Source organism: Pseudoalteromonas sp. '520P1 No. 423' (assembly GCF_001269985.1).
Lineage (GTDB): Bacteria > Pseudomonadota > Gammaproteobacteria > Enterobacterales > Alteromonadaceae > Pseudoalteromonas.
Map to the genome: position 1 here is coordinate 312,966 of NZ_BBZB01000002.1, position 18,606 is coordinate 331,571.

The window sequence follows — 18,606 nt, forward strand, 5'->3', positions numbered from 1 at the left end:
AAATGCCGTAATTACAATAAGTGTCTTATCGAATTGATTTCAACTACTACTGTTTAAAACGCTTAAATAACAGGATGGTTGACAGAGCATTTAAAAATATTCAGAGGAACTTTAAAATAACTTGGTAGAACTATCCATAAATTCATTGGCAAAAAATTCTAGAAAACTGTTTTATATCGTTATTTAATTAAATAAAAATGACATAAAATGCCAAAGGAAATATTTAAATAAATATAATTTACGAACTTAATACTGTTATATAACTTGTGTCGAAACCGTCTGAGTCACATTGAATATCAACTCTTTGAGAAGCCGGTTTTTGAAATAACACCTCTAATTTAGGGAAACTTTGAGAAGTAAAACTGACACTTTTTAGTCTTAAATTTTTACGTGTTTTGCGATCTAAGAATGCAAAAGCACAATCAGACATAACACTTTCACAGCTATCTAACATCTTTTTAGTCAACATTTTATCAGTGATCATTTTCATAATCTGCGCTTTGGGCATATCGCATTTGATGCCACCTAAAGTACAGGCGGCATAAAGATCTAAAATAGCCAAAGCACGGATCTTTTGACTCTCAACATCTTCAAATAACGCCAAAACAGTTGGTATTTTTTTCTCTATTGAAAACTTTTGTATGGCAGCTTCTTTTAAATAAACTTTTTCACTCAAAAAACGATGTATTACCTTTTCTAATTGACTTAATTTTGGCAAAACAAGATCACTACTTGCTGCCAATTCATCTGTTTCGTCATTAAGTAGCCTCTGACTTTCATTGGCGCCTTGAACTAAAGGTAAAATCAATTTATGCAATTCTTCGTCTTCAAATGGTTTGCTTAAAACAAAACATGCTCCACATTCAATCGCTTGAGATATCAAGTCTTCATCATTTACAGTTGTTACAAATCCAGTTTGAATTGGTAACTCTCTTTTTATTATTTCCTTTAATAATTCTAAACCAGACACTTCTGGCATATGCCAATCAGACAGTACTATTTCAGGTTTCCATTCATCAATAATATCCAATGCTTCCAGTGCACCTGATGATTGTTTTATATCTAAAGTTTTATAACCAAACTTTTCTAAACCACGTTTAACAATTGCTTGCATTGCTAAACTATCATCAACAATTAATATTTTCATAAAATCCTGCTTTAATAAAAAAGGTATATTTAATAGAATTAATATTTGAGTATAGGCAGTAATTTCAATTGCAGCTATACTCAACAGCAAGTTACCTGACTTATTTCTAGAATATAACCTATATAAATTAACAGCTTAAAATATTATCTTTAACTGGAGAATCATATGTTGCCAGAAAGAGTAATGGAAATCTTAGCGATTGATGTTGGATTAGTCGTGATCACAAGTTGGTTTTTGATTTTATTTTTCATGTTTCGAGAATTCAGATGCGTCTCTCAATCAGTAAATCGTCTATCAACGCATTTAGGTAAAGATGAATATTTGCCTATTTATCAGCAATCACTTAATGATGAGCTCGCCTCAGTAAATAAGCATACCACGACTTTAAATGAACTTATGAATGTTCACGAAATTCTTGAAAATCAATTAAAGTTATTACATGCAAATAGTTCAAGTCCAGACAGCGACGGGAAAATTAGACAATTAGAATCGCAGTTACATAAATCTAGAGCTTTAATAAAAAAGCTAAAAGGAGAACTAGTAACAAGTAAAAAGCGAATAGAACACACAAAAAGTAAACTGTATTCACAATATGATCACGTTGAATCATTACAAAAAGAGAAAGAGCAGTTTTTAATTGATGCACAGCAACAAAAATTAGATGCAGAACATAATGAAGCGCTCATTGCTCAAGCAGAAAAATATAAAGCACAGCAGCAACAATTAATTGAAGCTGCGAGTGACTATAAAAGTAAGCTTATAATGCAAGGAAAAGAGCTTGAAACTTTAAAACAAAAAAATAAAATGCTTGCGGGAAATAACAAGGCGCCACAATCAGATGTATTAAAGAAGAAAGTAGTAAAATTAGAGCAAGAATTAAATGATGCTAATGCGCGCTCTGCCCATATAATAAAAGAAAAAGACTTTATAGAAAGTAAATTTTTAGACTCAATAAAACAACTAGAAGAAATACAAAAAAAATAAATTAACCATAAAGCAACAAAAATGACATCGATGAATTGTATTTTTATATTTAATACCAATATATTTATAAACTTAAGAATAAAAACTGATAGGGAAAGGTAATATGAAAGCAGTAAAAACGGTTGTGATCACAGGCGCAAATCGTGGAATAGGCCTGGCTATGGTAAGTATTTACGCTAACCAAGGCAGCAAAGTTATTGCCTTATGTCGACAGTCTTCAGCTAAGCTCAATGCGCTAGCAAATGAAAATGTTGAAATCGTTGAAAACGTCGATGTAGCAACAGAATCAGGAATACAATCTATGTGTGATGCTATTGGCGCACAAATGATAGATGTACTTATTAATAACGCCGGTATTTTAAGAGATGAAAGCTTAGATAACTTAAATTTAGATACTATTTATGAGCAATTTCAAGTAAATGCTGTTGCGCCACTTAAAGTATGTCAGTCATTATTAAATAATTTAACTTCGGGCAGTAAAATTGCATTAATTACATCACGAATGGGTTCTATTGCTGATAATGGTTCAGGCGGAAGATATGGCTATTTTCCTCTACCTACACTAACAAATAAAACTTGTAGATGTTTTTTTATGCGCTATATTATCTACAAAGCTTCGCTGGAGAAAAGTTGGTTTGAGTTCAAAAAGAGAGTTCCTGATTACAAGAAATGGCATCCAATCTTATTATTGGGCTTTTTTCCAAAGCAATGGGGAAATAGATATAACCCCAACAATTTTATATGCCCAAGTATGTGATGATCCTGAACGGAAAAAAACATGGGAGAGGTCTACACGAAAGTCATATGCACAAATTATTGAAACGTTTTTTCGCACGATCAGACAGCATGGTGCAAGCATACAAAACTTAACAACCAATGAAACTCAAGGCTTCATGCAAGCCTATTATATGAAAAGCCTACCATTTCAAAAAAGTGATGGTAAACAGACCTCTGAGTCAAGAATGGAAGCCGTTCGTAATGTTTTGCTTAGATTAGTTAAAACATCTATAAAACTTGGATTTAGTGAAGCAAACAACCTGTCTTTTAACTACAAAAAAGTAGCACAAGAAACCGTTGATGAGGCAGACCGTATACACAACTGTTACATTCCTAAAGAATTATTTGAACAACTATTAGAGCACCTTGAAGTCGAATCCAACTTTGAAGTTGAACGTGATAAGTTGGCTATGCGAATAGGTTATGAAATGGGCTTGCGTACTGAAGAGCTAACTAGGGCCAATAACTTTTCTATAAAAAAATTAAAGTCAGCTCGGTTGACATGGAAATTCGGAGAAGAAATTAAATGGAAAGTCATTGGGAAAGGTAACGGTGGTGGCAAGGAACGAAATGTATTAATTAAGCCATGCATGGCAGAGCGTATTTTTAGCTTGATGGACAATCATCAAGATGTTTACGCTCGCAGTAAGCATCTTTTTTGTTCAAAAGGTGGTAAGAAATTGTCAGCTAAACACGGCACTAATATTTTTTATGATGCTATGCATAATTTTAATCACCCTGAAGTTAATGGCAAAAGTTTTCAAAAACTAAGACATAGTTACGCTACTAATCTAGCCCTCTGGTGCATAAAAAATAAAATTCATAAGCGATTAATACAAGATAGGTTAGGGCATGAGTCCTTTTCTACTACTGAAATTTATATCGAAGTTTCCTACCTCATAAACGGCGATGTGAAAAAGTCAGAAGAAATGCGTATGGTAAGGCTAGATAGGAGAAAAAAATTACAAAAAGGCCAAGATAATGACTGAAGAGATAAATTATGGTTCATTATCACAATACATGGCAGAGCCAACAATTTCATTAGTTCAGTATCAAGATAAAGTCATATTCAATTTAAATCTATTATCCACCTCTGATGATGAAACCTTAAGAAAAACACTTGAGATTCCAACTCCTTTCAAAAAGTCTTTGTTTTGCCAATCAATAATAGCTTTTTGCTATTCTGATAGATTTAAAGAAATTGGTGATACAACTAAAGATAAACATATAAACTTGTATAACCGCTTTTTTTCTTTTCTTCTGACGCGTGACTCTCAATGTGAAAAAAAGAATATTGAGGATAAGGAAAGCAAAAAAGTAAAGTGGAGTGAAATGATATCTACATTAAATGGGGATTTACCACACTCAGTTATTAGCCAATTTTTGCAGCACTATTCACATGAGGGGAAGGGCGCTACCACTATTAGAAATTATCAACTTGACCTAATGGCTCCAATTAAATGGGCGTCAACTATAAATGTTCACAAAGGAGAATATAACATTAATGGTGGCGATACCTTACTTCCATATATAAAAAAAGCAGTTAACCCAGACGTCAAGTCAGACGATAACACTCCTAAAGTAGCCTTATCTCAACTTTTTCCTATTGACTATACAACAGGAGAAAAAATTGAATGTCCTTATACTGATTCTCAACTTATCAGTAGCTTGCGTTGGTTTGCCCATTGGTATCTGGATAACATGCGTCAAAGAAGAAAGTTTCTTCGTGAAATAAAACTGGATGATGAAAAGACTATATATGATGTGCTACTAGATCGTCTAAATGATGGTACTTGGTCGATAGAAAGTAGACCTGTGAGTGCTATGTTTAGTCGAGCATATAAAGATAAAGGCAAACAACCTAGCCAAGCCGATTTCACAGATGCAAGTTGTATATATGCAAAAATTTATGAAGCATTGTTGCCTACTGAAGATGAGCTTGAATACATTAAAAATGATAATGCATCAGACATTTTAAAAAATCGATTATTGTGGCTAGAACCATTAGGGTTTACTCAAGATGACGCTAAAATTTTTTTAGATGTTGTAACAACATCACACAGTAGTATTGATAGCATTGTAAAGCGTGTTTCAAAGCAAATTACATATGGTAAAGCCTATGCTGAGAAAGGGGGGAAAAGTAAAAAAGTAATTATACCCATTTCATTAGAGTCATTTTCAGGCTTAAGAAACATAACGATCCCATCAAATATCAGTCTTGCGGATATGATTGTGCCAACCAAATCTGAACGGCTTGTAATGAATTGGCTATTGGGTTCTGACTGCATTCAAAGGTCAAATCAAATTCGACTCAAATTAAACGATTTTAAGCGATTAAAACGAAATACAACTTTACAAATATTAACTTCTGAAATGGTTGAAGATGACGAAATAAATGAAGCTAAGATAAGACATCATAAGGAACGCGGCAAAGGTGCTCATGTAAAAAGGCCAGGGAAAAATCATGAAACCATAACATATAAAAGTGGCGACCCACTTTTTTCAATTTATAGCAATTGGCTTGCAGATATGATTGAAGCTCAGCCGTATCTCAAAGCCAATATCGGCAAGTGGTTTCATAAAACATATCTTAATGGTTTCAGTACAGCTGCACTTTTTCCTTTAAGCTTTCTATGTGCAAATGAAAGCCTAATACGAAGTACATATCAAAAATATGAAGTTGAATTAAAATACCACAGTGAACTCAATGGGCAGGGAGCGTTTCAATGGCTATTGACTCAACAAATTAAGCATTTTGTTTTTTGTAAAGATAAAAATAATGATGTTAGTGAGATTACCATAAGTCCTGATGCAGTTCGTCAAAGTCGAATCATTTTTAATGAAGGTCAAGACATGACCGACAAGGAAAATTCCAAAGAATCAGCCCATTCTGAAGAGGAAGTAATTAAATACAGGGAAGCCGGAATTGCCAAAGAGCGGATACAAAACGGCATTAAAAGTAATGTCCAAGTCGCTAATAAAATGGTTGAAGAGGCTATTAGCATTCTACATTCTTGTCATATTATGAGCGTCGAAGAAGTACAACGGACGTTACATGATCCAAGTGGGTTCACTGTTGATGATGTAATCAAATTTATTAATGAAGTTGCTGCTTCCCCTGAAAGTTATGATGTAACCATTTTTGGTGGAATAAAAGATAAAAATGAGAAAAATACAGGTATAAAAATTATTAATGACAAAAAGTCTGCATGGATGCTGTGGAGTTATATCCTACATATGGAGTCTGAGCTTGAGAGTATCGAACAGAACCACGAAGAGGAACAGGTTTTAAAACATATATTTGAACATGCTCAATGGTCTATTTTATTTGAACGTTTTTCTACTGAAATTCAGCAACAAGCTAAAGAGCTTTCTGAGCAATATAGCATTCCTTATCCGCCATTATTTTAGGATTTTTCATGGCAAAATTTAAAAGTTCCACTAATGACATTATTGAACATTTACCTAAAGATATAAAAGCACCGTTTACGGTAAAAAACCAGCTAGGCCAAGAGGAGTGGGTAATTATTAATTTGGCTGATAGCAAGGAGATATCTTTGTGGTTTCGCTCTATGAATGAAATTGAAAGGCTTTGGGCGCAAAAATTAATACTAGAAGAGTTTCCTTATGAGGATAAGCTAGGAACTTTACGTTTCCCACATGCTACAGTTAAATCTAGATTAGATGGGATCAAAAAGTTACTTACATATTTAAAGGAACAACCTCTAGAAAAAAAATCGTTAAAAAACTGGACTACAAAAGACTTAGTTAACTGCATACAGAGTTCTGTTGTGAATGAGGGTTCCTTGTTGTCAGTTTCAATAATGAGGAGACTGGTTGGGGCCATTAAAACGAGTTATGCCAAACAATATGAGCAAGATGGAATATCATTTATTATTCCAGAGAATATATTGCAGCAAGCAATGACACCAATTTGCAAAAAGTTTGATATTACGTACTCACAATGGGAGCGTGGTGGGAGCTATGATATGGTGCCTATGAGTGTAGGTACGCTACTTCTAGCTGATGCAATTAAACTGATCCGCAGTAAAAAGTGTCAACTATTGCAATGTTACTTTGATGCTTTCAGAGATGAAAAGCTTTCAAGAACAATGTTGTGCGGAAGTGAAAGTTCTCCGAAATCAATTTTCAGATCAAACATTGCTGAATTCTTAATAACTGCAAAAATAAACCCGCTATCAGGTGTGAGCGCACACAGTAAATACGATAAACAACGGCAGGATTTTGTTAATAGGCTTCATAATATTGAACCGAACATTACAGATTTTCCTTTTAAATCTCAAAATGAAATTAATAATTACCTGAGTGAAATCGAAGGCGCATGCTTAACGATTTTACTTGCTGTGACGGGAATGCGGATTAGTGAGTGTCACAGCGTTTGTGCTAACTGGATAGAAGCCATTGAGTATTTAGATGTTAATGGGATATGGACAAAAGATGCGATATTTAAATCAAAAATAATTAAAACAGGCGGCGGAATCATAGCTAAAAGAGGCTTATCCCCTATAGGAATTGAAGTTTTTGAATTGCTTACCAAGCTTTCTTGGGTAGACAAAGAGAAAGCTGGAGTGCAGCTATTTGCACCAACTTATACAACCTCTTGGATGCAAGCAACACTCCCTAAAAATGCAAAATCTAGCGTAAGTAAATCAACATTGAGAAGAAGACTTCAAGAATACTATCAACAGTTTGTTGTAAGAACGCATCATTCTGTAGCTGAAACTTTTCCTCATATAAAACCTCATAACTTGAGGCACCTTAAAATGGCTTTTGCATTACGAAAATTTGATGGTGATATTGAAAGCGCAATAAAGCAAGAATATCGACACCACGATCATCATACTCAAACTTATTCACGTAATAGACTTAATGAAGAAGAAATTATTCATGTTAAACAGGAATACGTTCAAAATGTAGTTAAAAGGATTTTAATTAATGACCCAAATGATAAGTGGGTTGGGCCTGCGATAAAAAAAGTGAGAACATTAGCTGAGAAGTTATTAAATGGTCTGAATATAGAAATGCTTTCTTTAGAGGAACTGGCTCAGTTTCATCAGGATATATATAAAAGCGTTCATTCGATGACATTTCATTCATACGGTATATGTTTTGTATTAAATGATAACATTAAGGCAGCCAAATGCGGAGTGAGGGATAACGTAGTTAGAACTGGCTCTGCAAACTCCAAGCTTTGTCACGGTTGTGGTAATTTTGGTGTAAATAGTAAGTCACATGAAAATAATTTGAAAACAAATAAAGCACGATGGCAAGATACTGCAAGTAGCGAAATTATTGCAAGCTTCCCTATCGTAGCCGAGGCTAAAGCTATGGTTAAAAACATAGAAAAACTACAAGCTGAATTAGGGGAATAGCATGAAAAGTAAACACATAGGCGTTCAAGAGGCCATGAAGCAATATCCTGCCTGGGTGAATCAAGGTAATAAGCCTGAATTAACACGGAGTATATACGATGTGGTCATTAAATTATTTGATGAAGCAGCAGCAAAAATTGAGGCTAATACTTTCGCTAAAACAAGTGAAATAACTTTATCACAGGCCAAAGTTTGCCAGGTTGTGGGGATACAGCGTGTATCATTAAAGAACTATAAATATATTCAGGCATTCATAAGTAAAAGTAATACTATTTTAGAACAGCAACTTGCAGCTCAGCAAGGTAAGAATTTAACTAAAATGCAAATAGGCAATAGTTTAGACTGAGGTGTATGATGAGTGACAATTATTTTTTTGCTCAATTCGATAAAAAAAAGCCGGAAATTAAACAAGAAAACATATCTGAAGCTAAGCAATATCCAGCCTGGGTGGAGCAAAGCAATAAGCCTGATAAAACAAGGGTCATGTACGATGTAGTGATTAAATTGTTCGATGACGCCGCAGAAAAAATTCAGACTAATACTTTCACTAAGGCGAGTGATATCCGTTTATCACAAGCTCAGATTTGTAGAGAAACTCCTTTTCTAACAGGTCGTTCTGGATTAAAAAACCATACAAAAATCGTAGAATTAATGGAGTTGAAAAACGAAGAATTAGAAAATCTTTTTGGCGAACAAAAAAGTAAAAGAAGAAAATCAACAGTAAGAAAAACCAAGAGTATGATCAAGAGTGAGCTTGAAGAGTATAAAGATGAATATCTTGCAAAGACTCAAGTTGAGCTAGATAGACTGATAAATAGTGAATTACTTATTTCTCAAGCGGATGCCCATGCAGAAATTGAAAAGTTAAAAGTAGAAAAATCGGCTTTAATGAAAGAGTTAGCTGAGATCAAATACTCTAATGAAAAGTTGCAAGCTGAAATAATGAGTCTCCAACAACGTCTTTTCAACAATGAAAAGTCCCCAACATTAATCAAAGTTGCAGAAAACAAATCGAAGGTTTCTAAGTAAAATGTTTAATAGTATTAACACTATTGACTTTGCCGTTTCTATCATTAACGTCGAGCTTAAGTTTACAAAATTGAGATAAGGAATGTTCATGGACAATAAACAAAAAGCAATCATTTACGCAGACAATGGTATTACAGTCGAAGAGATATTGACTAGAGAACCACAAGAAGTTTTTTCAGATCAAGACTATGCAATTCGTGAATTTAATGCGTCGTTATTGGCTAAGTTAAGTGCTAACAAAAACTGCAATTATGAAATCATCGGCGAGACACATGATAAACGTTTTATTGTTAAATTCACTTGTGAAAACGAGTGGCTAGAGAAAAAACTAACAGTTGAAACTAATTCTAATTGCATCGGAATAACTCCATTTCTCGATGGACATATGGCTCAGCTCCAAGCTTATGACGCATCAGGTCAATTATTTAAGTTATACGGTTATTTCCCTGAATCCCATGTTCGAATAAAAGATGAAAACTCGTATATTGAGGGAATTGTGTCCACATTAACTGAAGGGGTTATAGAGGACGGTTTTGGTAGTTATAAATAACGACTTATTAAGCGATAACTTAAAACGAGTAAAGTAATTAATTAGCTAAAAAAGTAAGTGCTATGAGTCAAAAAGATGCAGAAAAGAACCTTAACAATCTTAAAGAATGGATTGCTCTTGTAAAAGAAAATGATTGGGAAAAGTTTAAGGAATGTGGATATTGTGTATATCAAGGTGTGTTAAGCAAAGGAAAAGTTTCTAAAGCTGCTGATGTTGGCCTGAAATCGTTAAAAACTGACAATCCGGCTGTGATCACGGTATTTGATGAGTTTGCAATTGAAGCAAAGACAGTGTTTCCCGATGTTTTTCAATTAACACTTTCCAATAAAGAGAAGTATCAAATAGAAATTAATAGTTGGGCAAAGGTAGGCAAGAAGTTTCCTATAGATGAATTTGGAAATTTAGATTACAAGAGATTAGCTGTCCTATGCGGTATACCTACAAGAGCTTTAACCTCAGCATCAATAACACCTTGTTTAAAAAAAGATGTATTAAGGATCGGCACCGAAGTTTCTAAAGGGCAATCTATTGAGCATATGATGGAAAAAAAACTTACCGTCACATCTTCAGAGTTAAATAGATATCGCAAAGATCTTGCTATTGCCCAAGAAAAAATTGATGGCTTGCAAGAGCAAATATTAAAACTACAAAAAGAAAATAGACAGCTCAAGAATAAATCTGATGAACAAGAAGAATCACTGACATATATGCTTGAATCGGGTAGAAGGTTTTCATTGTGAAATTTGAACAACTTGTTGAGGTAACAAATGTATACCCTGGCCCTATAGGTGGATGTGTTTTCATGGGTATTTATCAAGGGCAAAAACAGTCAATTCGTTTTAGAGTAAAGCATTCTGTGATAGCTCGAAACCCATATATTGGCGAATTTTGGTTTGTTAGAGGTGACTCACATTACTACGAAAAGTATGGCAATGTCGTCGTAGTCAAGGATGCAACTATCAATGCCTTACCTGATGATAGTTATGTTGTTAAATTTCTAACCGTACACCCTAAATTTAGAGGTTTTAATTTTGGAAAAAAGGGAGCCGAAAAGTTAGTTGAAGATATTGGAGCGCCTGAACTGATTAAACTTTTAAATAAAGGGGATTGGAAAACAATTTCTGACGCAAGAATTAATGAAGTTCAATCTCAACGACTCTGCTGTGAATGGCTTGAATTAAAGAATGAAACAGAGCTGGCGACTTTTTTAGTTGAACATAACTTAAGAAGTGAATTAGCGAAAAAAATCGTAAGGCTTTGTAAATATAATACCGTTGAGCGTCTGAAGAGTAATCCATTTTCACTGGTCGCATTGAGTAACAGTAAGCTAAAAACGCTTAAGTTAATTGCCACTGTAGCTAACAAGCTTAAGATCTCATCAGATGATGACAGAGCCTTAATTGGTTGCGTTGAATTTACGCTATATCAAGGCTTACAAAAAGGTCACACTATGACACTGCTTAGCCAAGCTGTAAAAAAACTGGCAACATATTTAGCTGAAATTGGCAGTAATAAATCACCAGAAGAAGCTATTTCAAGTGCACTGAAGTCGAAGGCCATCTGTGTATTAGAGCGGAATTCACAAACCTATCTTCAAACCATATCACTTGCTTTTATCGAGCACTATGTTGAAAGCAGATTAACTCAGTTACATGAAACTCCTATTCCCGACTCCCTTTTAACTCCCATAAGTGAGTTGCCTGTTCGTATAGAACAATACAATACAGAGCATGAAATGAATAATGGTTGGCGTCTTGTAGAAAAACAATGTCAGGCGATAGAAATGGCGCTCACTAATCGAGTTTCCTTGCTCAGTGGCTATGGTGGAACTGGAAAAACAGCTGTTCTCAAGGCGATTGTTGATATGTCTCATGAAATGGGGAGTGAAGTGCATGTTGCAGCGTTGGCAGGTAAAGCAGCTAACAGGGCTAGCCAGTCTATAGGGCGAAGAACTAGTACAATTCATAATATGCTTAATAAGTTGAAAACAAAAAGCAGCTTCAGAGTTGATATTAAATCAGATCCTTTACTAATAATTGATGAGATTTCTATGGTCGATATTTCATTAATCTGCTCATTACTCAAAGAGTTTAAAGAGGAGCCACTTCGAATCCTTCTTGTAGGCGACACCGCACAGTTACCGCCGATTGGTTTTGGCTTGTTCTGGCATAAGCTCGTGGAGTCAAAAGCTCCTCATGTAAAACTTACAGAGGTACATCGGCAAGTTGAAGGCTCAGCACTACATGAGTGCGCGATGAAAATAAGAAATGGCATTCCCCATGAACTACCCGCTTATCAAGGGGAGACCGAGGGTGTTTATTTAATGCCTGATGTCGTTGATTACACCAGTGCGATTTGTCAGCTTAGAAATACGTTTAATTGCATGGTACTAACAAGCTACGCTTCGAAAAAATATATGTCTTCAACTTCAACTTTAAATCCTTTGGTACAGTCGGTGCTTAATCCACCCAGTACAGATGAAATGAGCATGCGCTATGGAACAATAACTCTTCAAACTAAAGACCCTGTACTTGCCACTAAAAATGCTCATGACAAAGGCATCTACAATGGTATGACTGGCACCGTATTATCTATTGAATATATAAACGGAAATACCTGTTGCCATGTTTTATTTGATGATGTTAACGAAGCTAAAGTATTAACGAGAGAGGATTGCTGGGAAATAGGGTTACAACTTGCCTACCTTATTACAATTCATAAATCTCAGGGGAGTGAGTATGATGAATGCGCTATCTTAATGGATAGTCCATACCTTGAAAGAAGCGCCATCTATACTGCGTTAACAAGAACTAAAAAGCTATGCATAATTATTGGCTCTAATGAGCAATACAACAATGCTATTAAGCGACCACCTTCATGCGAGAGTATTCATTCTGGATTTTCACCAATTTTTAAAGCTAAACCTTATTAGGAGCCACAAAATGATATCAGTATTATTATGTTTTACTATCGATTTATGATGTCCTAGGATCACAATATCATAATGTCCAAAAAGCGTTTGAAGAAAGCTCTGAGGTGATAGGGTTCAAAGTGGCCGAACTATTTGACACATAGTTGTGTTGAACTAGGGGGTTCAAATTCTGTGCGCTAAATATTAAGCTAGCTATTTAAAGTTCTTAAAATGTATTAGTCTCGACTTGTTTTTACCATATGGTTATTTGAGGCGACAACCACCTTAATAAACAATGCCTCTATTTACAGTCAAGTTACCTTAGATTGATACTAATCTGGAACATTTTGTAATTTAAGTGTACTAGCTAGATTTTGAGCTAGTACACATAGAGTGTTCTCGTTTAAATATTGAATTCGCAATGAGAAACAGCTTGATTGGCAACCCATCTAAAATCATTTAGCTTTTCATAATTGAAACTAAACTTCCCTAGAGCAGATTCGCTCATGTTATAAAAAGGCATCTTTCCAAACCAAAACCCTTCATTCTCATTTTTCACTTTAGCAACCCACAAGACCTTTAACCTATCGCCGGAGATTTCTTCAATAAACCCCATGTGATTTGCCATATTACATACGCTATCACCTTTTACTAAAGGGTCTTTTGATTTTTGCGTATCCCAATTATATTTATTTTGTGAGTTTATGATTTCGAGGAACTGCTTTTGCTCTTCTTGAAAGCTTGCCTTTGCCATCGCTATTTTCTCGGCACGATTAAAATACTTCTCAACCTTCTTTTCTCTCATAGCTATTATTTCAGGCCACTGTTTACCATTAATTTTACCATCAATAATATTATCAATTAACCAGTCTAAATCTGAGGTATCAATATCAAATCTATCAATATATCCTTCAGATTCAGTTCGTTTACTCAAATATCTTCCAGCATAAGGATCCGCTCCCCAATAAGTCAATGAAGCACTTGTCGAGTTTATGAATTGCTTGGTAAAATCTATTGAATCGATAGATGTAGCTGCTGAAAACTCTTTCAAATTAGAGAAATAACGTTGGTGCTCTTCACTATATATTTTATATACATATACTTGTGAATCACTCCGTGAAGCCCTTTGCGGCATAAAATCACATTTTTCAGAAGATAATTTCCTGTAAGGAATTCTGATTCCCGTAAATAACAAGTTGTTCTTGTGTGAATATATTGCAGTGTATCGCCCAGTATATAATAATGACACTCCTTTATAATTAAAGGCCGCTACGCACATATCCCCTTTGGGATACATATTTTTTGTGGTCAAGTGAAATAACCGCTCTACAGGAATATCGTATTCAGCTTTGCTCGCACACCCAGAAATAACTAATGTCAATATAAATAGTAATGAAACATAACATTTAGACATCCTTTGAAACCTCATTATTTTTATTTTAAATATTATTATTGTTAATAATGGCTATTTAAAGATACAGAAACACAGCACTAACTAGCCACTTTAATTTTTTGCGGGGAGATGATAACGATATATAAATCAGAAAGCTACATCACTCATTCAAATACAACCCCGCCATGTCATTAACCTTAGTTTTAACTTCTTTCCAATTTGGCATTACATGTGTTAACAAATTCCAGAATCATTCACTGTAATTGTGTTCTGCTATGTGACAAAGTTAATGAAGGAGCATATATTCAATACACTCTTTAGGTTAGGTGATTTAATTAGATGGTTTGTTAGTATCCATATGTAAGGGGAAGCGGATAAATACAGTTTATTTGTTCTTTACTTCATTTAATGAAGGCAAAATATCTGTAAGTGAGCAATCGAGCGCCAAGGCAATTTCATATACTTTTTCAAGTGCAACCTTACAATTCCCATTCTCAATCCTGCTTAAGTAGCTACGATCAATATCAGCTAATTCGCATAATCTCTCTTGGTTAATATCTCTTTTAGCTCTCGCAGCTTTAATGTTACGACCAAATAATTTGGCTAACTCGTTGGATTTCAATATCAATTTCTCTAAAGGTAAATTGATATATCTTCCCACGTTGGAATTCTTTAATGTATAGCTTATAATCAACAAAATGTTGCTTGTAGGCAACATTTTGTTGCGTTTAAACGATATTGGATAGATGGTTATGGTAGATAAGGTGATAAGCTCAATAATTGCATTGCAGAATATAGATCTGTTTTCTGCGGTTGAGATCAAAACGGCATATATTGCAGTGAAAAAGGATGAGCAATTAAATCCTGCTTCAGTTCGTCGCTTTGTTTATGAAGAGCTTTTAAAACTGGTGAAAAAAGGCTGGCTGACAAAAAGCACAACTAAAAAGAAAGGGCTGACTCGTTATTCTAAAACCGACTTGTTCGAATATGACTATTTTAATAATGTAGTGAGTTCGGATGAGGTGGGGAATTCGGCTGTAACTAATAGGCTTAGCTACTCTCAAACATTAACAACTCGTTTGAATCAATACAATACTGAGCTTCTTGAAGGCTTAGGCGCTATTAAAGAATATGTCGCGCTTAAAGACATTTACCCTGAACTACATGCACCTTTAAAACAACGCTATATGACTGTTCAAGAAAACAATCATATTTTAAAAGGAAAAATCGCTGTTTTAAATGAACTAATGAAATCAAACAAAGAGACTTAAAAATGAAACTACGAAATTGGCAGTCTGCATGTATCAATGCAGCAATTTCTAAGTACGATAATTTAAAAAAACATTTTTTAGCATTAGCAACACCTGGCGCAGGTAAAACAATTATGGCGTCAGTGCTTGCTAAGAAATTATATGACCAGAATAAAATTGACCTTGTACTGTGTTTTTCACCTTCATCAATTGTTGCCCATGATTTTAGCTTTGCACTCAGTGAGCAATTTGATGATCATTTTGATGGTGCCATAGGTGCTATGGGAAATTCATATACATACCAAGGATTAAGTACACTTGATAAAACAGTATGGAGACTTTTTGATAGGTATCGTGTATTTGTTATTTTTGATGAAATCCATCACTGTGCAGGCTCAAATGCTCAAGATGCTAACGCTTGGGGTGAAGCAATAATTAGTAAAATTAAAGACTCTGCTACTTATACAATTGCATTAACAGGCACTCCTTGGCGATCAGATGCGCTACCTATTGTACTTGCTGATTACTGTAACTCATCAAAGCAAATTCAATGTGATTATACATACGGATTGAAAGATGCAATTCATGACAATGTATGTCGTATTCCTCAGGTTATTGCGCTAGATAATGATCAAATAACAGTTGTTGAAGGGGATGAAAGTAGTCACTTTAGTAGCTTTTTAGATCTTTTATCACAGTCCATTATCCCCTATTCTGAGATCGTCACAAATGAAATAGTTATTGAGCAACTAATAACAAAAGCCAATACAAAACTTACTGAGTTGCGCCAAATCAACCACAGTGCAGGTGGATTAATTGTTGCGTCATCTATTGTTCATGCATGGCAAGTCCAACTCATATTAAAGCAAATCCTTGGAGAAACTGCTGTAGTTGTAACCAGCGAAGAAGAAAATCCAAATAACCTGATTACTTCATTTCGTTATAGCCAGGACAAATGGGTAATTAGCGTAGGAATGATTGCCGAAGGAACTAACATACCTCGATTGCAAGTATGTTGTTATCTCTCAAATATAAAAACAGAAATGTATTTCCGTCAAGTATTAGGTCGTACCCTAAGAGTAACAGATTCATTGAATCAAGAGGCTTTCTTGTTTATGCCAGCTGAGCCTAAATTAGTCGATTATGCCTATCGTATAGCGCAAGATATTCCCGACGGGTTAGCTCCTGTCAAATTTGCACAAATGGATGAAGTTATAACTGTAGAAGAAATAACTGAACCTGAAGAAATCGATACTCCAGCCAACCCAATTGAACAGCTTACCGATAAGCCGAAAATTAAGCTTGCGGATACTGAAATTAAAGTGACTGACACTCTAGATGAACTTGACCTTACTGATAACCAAAGTTACATAAAATCAAATAACAATATTATGAATATTTTTGGTGAGTTTAATCATAGAGAGCTGGAAATAGAAGGGTTTGAACATTTAATAATATCAGAGCAATCAATGGCAAGTTTAGCCAATCACAGTACACACGTATTTTAAAATGACAGATTATAAAGGAACCCTAGGAGATTTAATACATGACTTTACTGCAAAGGGCGATAAGTTAGAAGCAGGGTGTAAAGCTAAGCAAGTTTAGCATTATATTACTGTTTGCAACTCATTAAACTCAGATAAATATGTATGTGTCGTAAAACATTGGCAATGGTGGGATTTAGACCTTGGGGAAAAACTTACTGAGCTGTTTACCAGTGCAGGGCAATCCTCTTGTGTTATCAAAGCCGATTATGTCATTGATGATCAAATTGGCCGATTTAATGAGGGTGACTGGGTTCGCACGTCATTGCTTTTAAAGTTTCACCACAACTGCATTTTTGAAACCGCAAATACATTTTATCTACTTGTAGAAGAAGGCACTCGTAAAACAATTAATTCAAATTTGGCTGGTGCGATGTTTTAAGTACGTCCTAACCATAAAATATCTAAAACTCATGGTAGAAGCTGATTTCCAAAAAAGTATAAGGAAATTGCCCCAAGTAAAAATACCGTTCAAAATGTAATTGAATTTAATAACTCAATTACGGATTACAATGGATATAACAATTGCAACAGTTGTAAAGAAAGATTTAATTGAAACAGACCCTTCTGTTGAACTTATTGCATATTCTGGAAGGCATATGTATGGCAGGCGCACTATTGCGATAACAGGTAATATCTCAATAAATTGTATCTGGAAGGCTATCATCAGGCAAAGGGAAGAGATAGAGCAATATATAAGATTGGACGACATAGATCTTAGAAGTGATCAATTTGGATTAGGTACTGTTGTTTACTAATTTTTAGTTCTATCTCTTTATTTGTAGAGATCTTTATTTATAGTGATGTGATTACCAAGGGAAACTGTCGGTCTAATTACCGAGCGACTTTGTCGTAAACAGCATATCAGCCAGTTGATAAACTGGCTATTGTTTATGATGACTTTTGTAAGGATTGTGATTTTTCAACTCTTAATGCCGTGGTATTCATATTGTTTCTTAGCTGAATTAGCTTTGACCTAATCGTACAAACTGATAGATTAAATATTGCCACACTGCTGACCTTAGCTTAGAAAGTTAAGAGGTTTAATAATCATAAAGCCTGGTTTATGACTGCTAACTTTATAGAAAATCATTTTGTATCAATACATTACGCGATAAGCAAGGTAGATTTTCCGTTTTATTTAACAATCATCACACTATGCAAAGAACTTCGTTTCTGGTATAAAGAATATTCATACTAAACATCCAAGACTCTTAAAGTGCCGTATTCAAGGAGCTAAACTCGTGGAAGTTATATTAATTATTGCTGTTCTAGTAATAATAATCATTAAACTCTATCTCTCATTGAAAACTATGCAAAAACGATGCACAGAGCTTGATGCGCTAGACATTGAACCAGAAATTACAGAAACGCAAAGTAACGATGAAATTGATTATTTCAAGTCAGACCGTGATCGCATTTTATTTTTGCTGCTAGAAGTCGATGGAAAGCTTCGTAATCAACAACTTGGTATCACCTCAGAAATGTATGAAAACCCAGAGGTAGCTAAAAAGTGGTATAAAAGTCTTTCAAACAAGGTTCATCCTGATAAAAATCCCAATGAACCCAAATCAGCTGAGGCATTTGATAGACTCAAAGATCTCTACAACAAGATCACGTTTTAATTG

Annotated in this window: 18 protein-coding genes; 15 read left to right on the plus strand and 3 right to left on the minus strand. The window is 34.7% G+C overall.

Going from position 1 to position 18,606, the window contains the following annotated elements:
- Window positions 1–238: 238 nt before the first annotated feature.
- Window positions 239–1,147 (minus strand): response regulator, encoded by a 909-nt coding sequence (locus PSA_RS20015; RefSeq protein WP_042146329.1) that lies wholly within the window; start codon window positions 1,145–1,147, stop codon window positions 239–241.
- Between the two features lie 165 nt (window positions 1,148–1,312).
- Here PSA_RS20015 and PSA_RS20020 point away from each other — a divergent pair, with 165 nt between their 5' ends.
- The 10 genes from PSA_RS20020 (at window position 1,313) to PSA_RS20065 (ending at window position 12,812) form a co-directional block, all read left to right on the plus strand.
- Window positions 1,313–2,131, plus strand: a complete 819-nt coding sequence (locus PSA_RS20020) for a hypothetical protein (RefSeq protein ID WP_042146257.1) — start codon at window positions 1,313–1,315, stop codon at window positions 2,129–2,131.
- A gap of 103 nt (window positions 2,132–2,234) precedes the next feature.
- Window positions 2,235–2,888, plus strand: coding sequence for an SDR family NAD(P)-dependent oxidoreductase (locus PSA_RS20025; protein ID WP_052380029.1), 654 nt, complete (start codon window positions 2,235–2,237; stop codon window positions 2,886–2,888).
- A gap of 205 nt (window positions 2,889–3,093) precedes the next feature.
- Window positions 3,094–3,897: a site-specific integrase gene (locus PSA_RS26590; protein WP_231665535.1), complete on the plus strand. Its 804-nt coding sequence runs from the start codon at window positions 3,094–3,096 to the stop codon at window positions 3,895–3,897.
- On the plus strand, window positions 3,890–6,319 hold the full coding sequence (locus tag PSA_RS20035) for a hypothetical protein (RefSeq protein ID WP_042146260.1): 2,430 nt from the start codon (window positions 3,890–3,892) through the stop codon (window positions 6,317–6,319). The genes PSA_RS26590 and PSA_RS20035 overlap by 8 nt, the downstream gene beginning before the upstream one ends.
- 8 nt (window positions 6,320–6,327) lie before the next feature.
- Entirely contained in the window at window positions 6,328–8,301 is a 1,974-nt protein-coding gene (locus PSA_RS20040; RefSeq protein ID WP_042146262.1) for a hypothetical protein, read from the plus strand.
- Between the two features lies 1 nt (window position 8,302).
- Entirely contained in the window at window positions 8,303–8,647 is a 345-nt protein-coding gene (locus tag PSA_RS20045) for a hypothetical protein (protein WP_042146264.1), read from the plus strand.
- Window positions 8,648–8,655: 8 nt separating this feature from the next.
- Window positions 8,656–9,330, plus strand: coding sequence for a hypothetical protein (locus PSA_RS20050; protein ID WP_042146266.1), 675 nt, complete (start codon window positions 8,656–8,658; stop codon window positions 9,328–9,330).
- An 88-nt stretch (window positions 9,331–9,418) separates the two neighbouring features.
- The gene (locus PSA_RS20055; protein ID WP_042146268.1) at window positions 9,419–9,880 is read left to right on the plus strand and encodes a hypothetical protein; all 462 of its coding nucleotides are present in this window, start codon (window positions 9,419–9,421) and stop codon (window positions 9,878–9,880) included.
- Window positions 9,881–9,942: 62 nt separating this feature from the next.
- Window positions 9,943–10,620: a hypothetical protein gene (locus PSA_RS20060; RefSeq protein WP_042146269.1), complete on the plus strand. Its 678-nt coding sequence runs from the start codon at window positions 9,943–9,945 to the stop codon at window positions 10,618–10,620.
- Window positions 10,617–12,812 (plus strand): AAA family ATPase, encoded by a 2,196-nt coding sequence (locus PSA_RS20065; protein ID WP_042146272.1) that lies wholly within the window; start codon window positions 10,617–10,619, stop codon window positions 12,810–12,812. The genes PSA_RS20060 and PSA_RS20065 overlap by 4 nt, the downstream gene beginning before the upstream one ends.
- Window positions 12,813–13,194: 382 nt before the next feature.
- Here the strand turns inward: PSA_RS20065 and PSA_RS20070 are convergent, their stop codons facing one another.
- Both PSA_RS20070 and PSA_RS20075 read right to left on the minus strand, forming a co-directional pair.
- Complete coding sequence (locus tag PSA_RS20070) at window positions 13,195–14,205, minus strand: hypothetical protein (RefSeq protein ID WP_042146274.1); 1,011 nt, start codon at window positions 14,203–14,205, stop codon at window positions 13,195–13,197.
- A gap of 364 nt (window positions 14,206–14,569) precedes the next feature.
- Window positions 14,570–14,806, minus strand: coding sequence for a helix-turn-helix domain-containing protein (locus PSA_RS20075; RefSeq protein WP_231665451.1), 237 nt, complete (start codon window positions 14,804–14,806; stop codon window positions 14,570–14,572).
- A 142-nt stretch (window positions 14,807–14,948) separates the two neighbouring features.
- Between PSA_RS20075 and PSA_RS20080 the strand changes: the two genes are divergently transcribed.
- The 5 genes from PSA_RS20080 (at window position 14,949) to PSA_RS20095 (ending at window position 18,603) form a co-directional block, all read left to right on the plus strand.
- Window positions 14,949–15,455 carry a hypothetical protein gene (locus PSA_RS20080; protein WP_127924138.1) on the plus strand — a complete coding sequence of 169 codons (507 nt, stop codon included), beginning with the start codon at window positions 14,949–14,951 and terminating at the stop codon, window positions 15,453–15,455.
- A gap of 2 nt (window positions 15,456–15,457) precedes the next feature.
- Window positions 15,458–16,942, plus strand: coding sequence for a DEAD/DEAH box helicase (locus PSA_RS20085; protein WP_082305843.1), 1,485 nt, complete (start codon window positions 15,458–15,460; stop codon window positions 16,940–16,942).
- A gap of 103 nt (window positions 16,943–17,045) precedes the next feature.
- Complete coding sequence (locus tag PSA_RS27335; RefSeq protein ID WP_371257873.1) at window positions 17,046–17,360, plus strand: hypothetical protein; 315 nt, start codon at window positions 17,046–17,048, stop codon at window positions 17,358–17,360.
- Window positions 17,361–17,490: 130 nt separating this feature from the next.
- Window positions 17,491–17,736 carry a hypothetical protein gene (locus tag PSA_RS20090; RefSeq protein WP_042146278.1) on the plus strand — a complete coding sequence of 82 codons (246 nt, stop codon included), beginning with the start codon at window positions 17,491–17,493 and terminating at the stop codon, window positions 17,734–17,736.
- Window positions 17,737–18,222: 486 nt separating this feature from the next.
- Window positions 18,223–18,603: a DnaJ domain-containing protein gene (locus PSA_RS20095; protein ID WP_052380030.1), complete on the plus strand. Its 381-nt coding sequence runs from the start codon at window positions 18,223–18,225 to the stop codon at window positions 18,601–18,603.
- The last annotated feature ends 3 nt before the right edge of the window (window positions 18,604–18,606 follow it).

Excerpts from the sequence above, each read along its gene's own strand:
- PSA_RS20050 (WP_042146266.1), top strand. The coding sequence starts at position 8,656 with ATGAGTGACAATTATTTTTTTGCTCAATTCGATAAAAAAAAGCCGGAA.
- PSA_RS20040 (WP_042146262.1), top strand. The coding sequence starts at position 6,328 with ATGGCAAAATTTAAAAGTTCCACTAATGACATTATTGAACATTTACCT.
- PSA_RS20025 (WP_052380029.1), top strand. The coding sequence starts at position 2,235 with ATGAAAGCAGTAAAAACGGTTGTGATCACAGGCGCAAATCGTGGAATA.
- PSA_RS20085 (WP_082305843.1), top strand. The coding sequence starts at position 15,458 with ATGAAACTACGAAATTGGCAGTCTGCATGTATCAATGCAGCAATTTCT.
- PSA_RS20070 (WP_042146274.1), bottom strand. The coding sequence starts at position 14,205 with ATGTCTAAATGTTATGTTTCATTACTATTTATATTGACATTAGTTATT.
- PSA_RS20020 (WP_042146257.1), top strand. The coding sequence starts at position 1,313 with ATGTTGCCAGAAAGAGTAATGGAAATCTTAGCGATTGATGTTGGATTA.
- PSA_RS26590 (WP_231665535.1), top strand. The coding sequence starts at position 3,094 with ATGGAAGCCGTTCGTAATGTTTTGCTTAGATTAGTTAAAACATCTATA.
- PSA_RS20045 (WP_042146264.1), top strand. The coding sequence starts at position 8,303 with ATGAAAAGTAAACACATAGGCGTTCAAGAGGCCATGAAGCAATATCCT.
- PSA_RS20060 (WP_042146269.1), top strand. The coding sequence starts at position 9,943 with ATGAGTCAAAAAGATGCAGAAAAGAACCTTAACAATCTTAAAGAATGG.
- PSA_RS20055 (WP_042146268.1), top strand. The coding sequence starts at position 9,419 with ATGGACAATAAACAAAAAGCAATCATTTACGCAGACAATGGTATTACA.
- PSA_RS20035 (WP_042146260.1), top strand. The coding sequence starts at position 3,890 with ATGACTGAAGAGATAAATTATGGTTCATTATCACAATACATGGCAGAG.
- PSA_RS20015 (WP_042146329.1), bottom strand. The coding sequence starts at position 1,147 with ATGAAAATATTAATTGTTGATGATAGTTTAGCAATGCAAGCAATTGTT.
- PSA_RS20090 (WP_042146278.1), top strand. The coding sequence starts at position 17,491 with ATGGATATAACAATTGCAACAGTTGTAAAGAAAGATTTAATTGAAACA.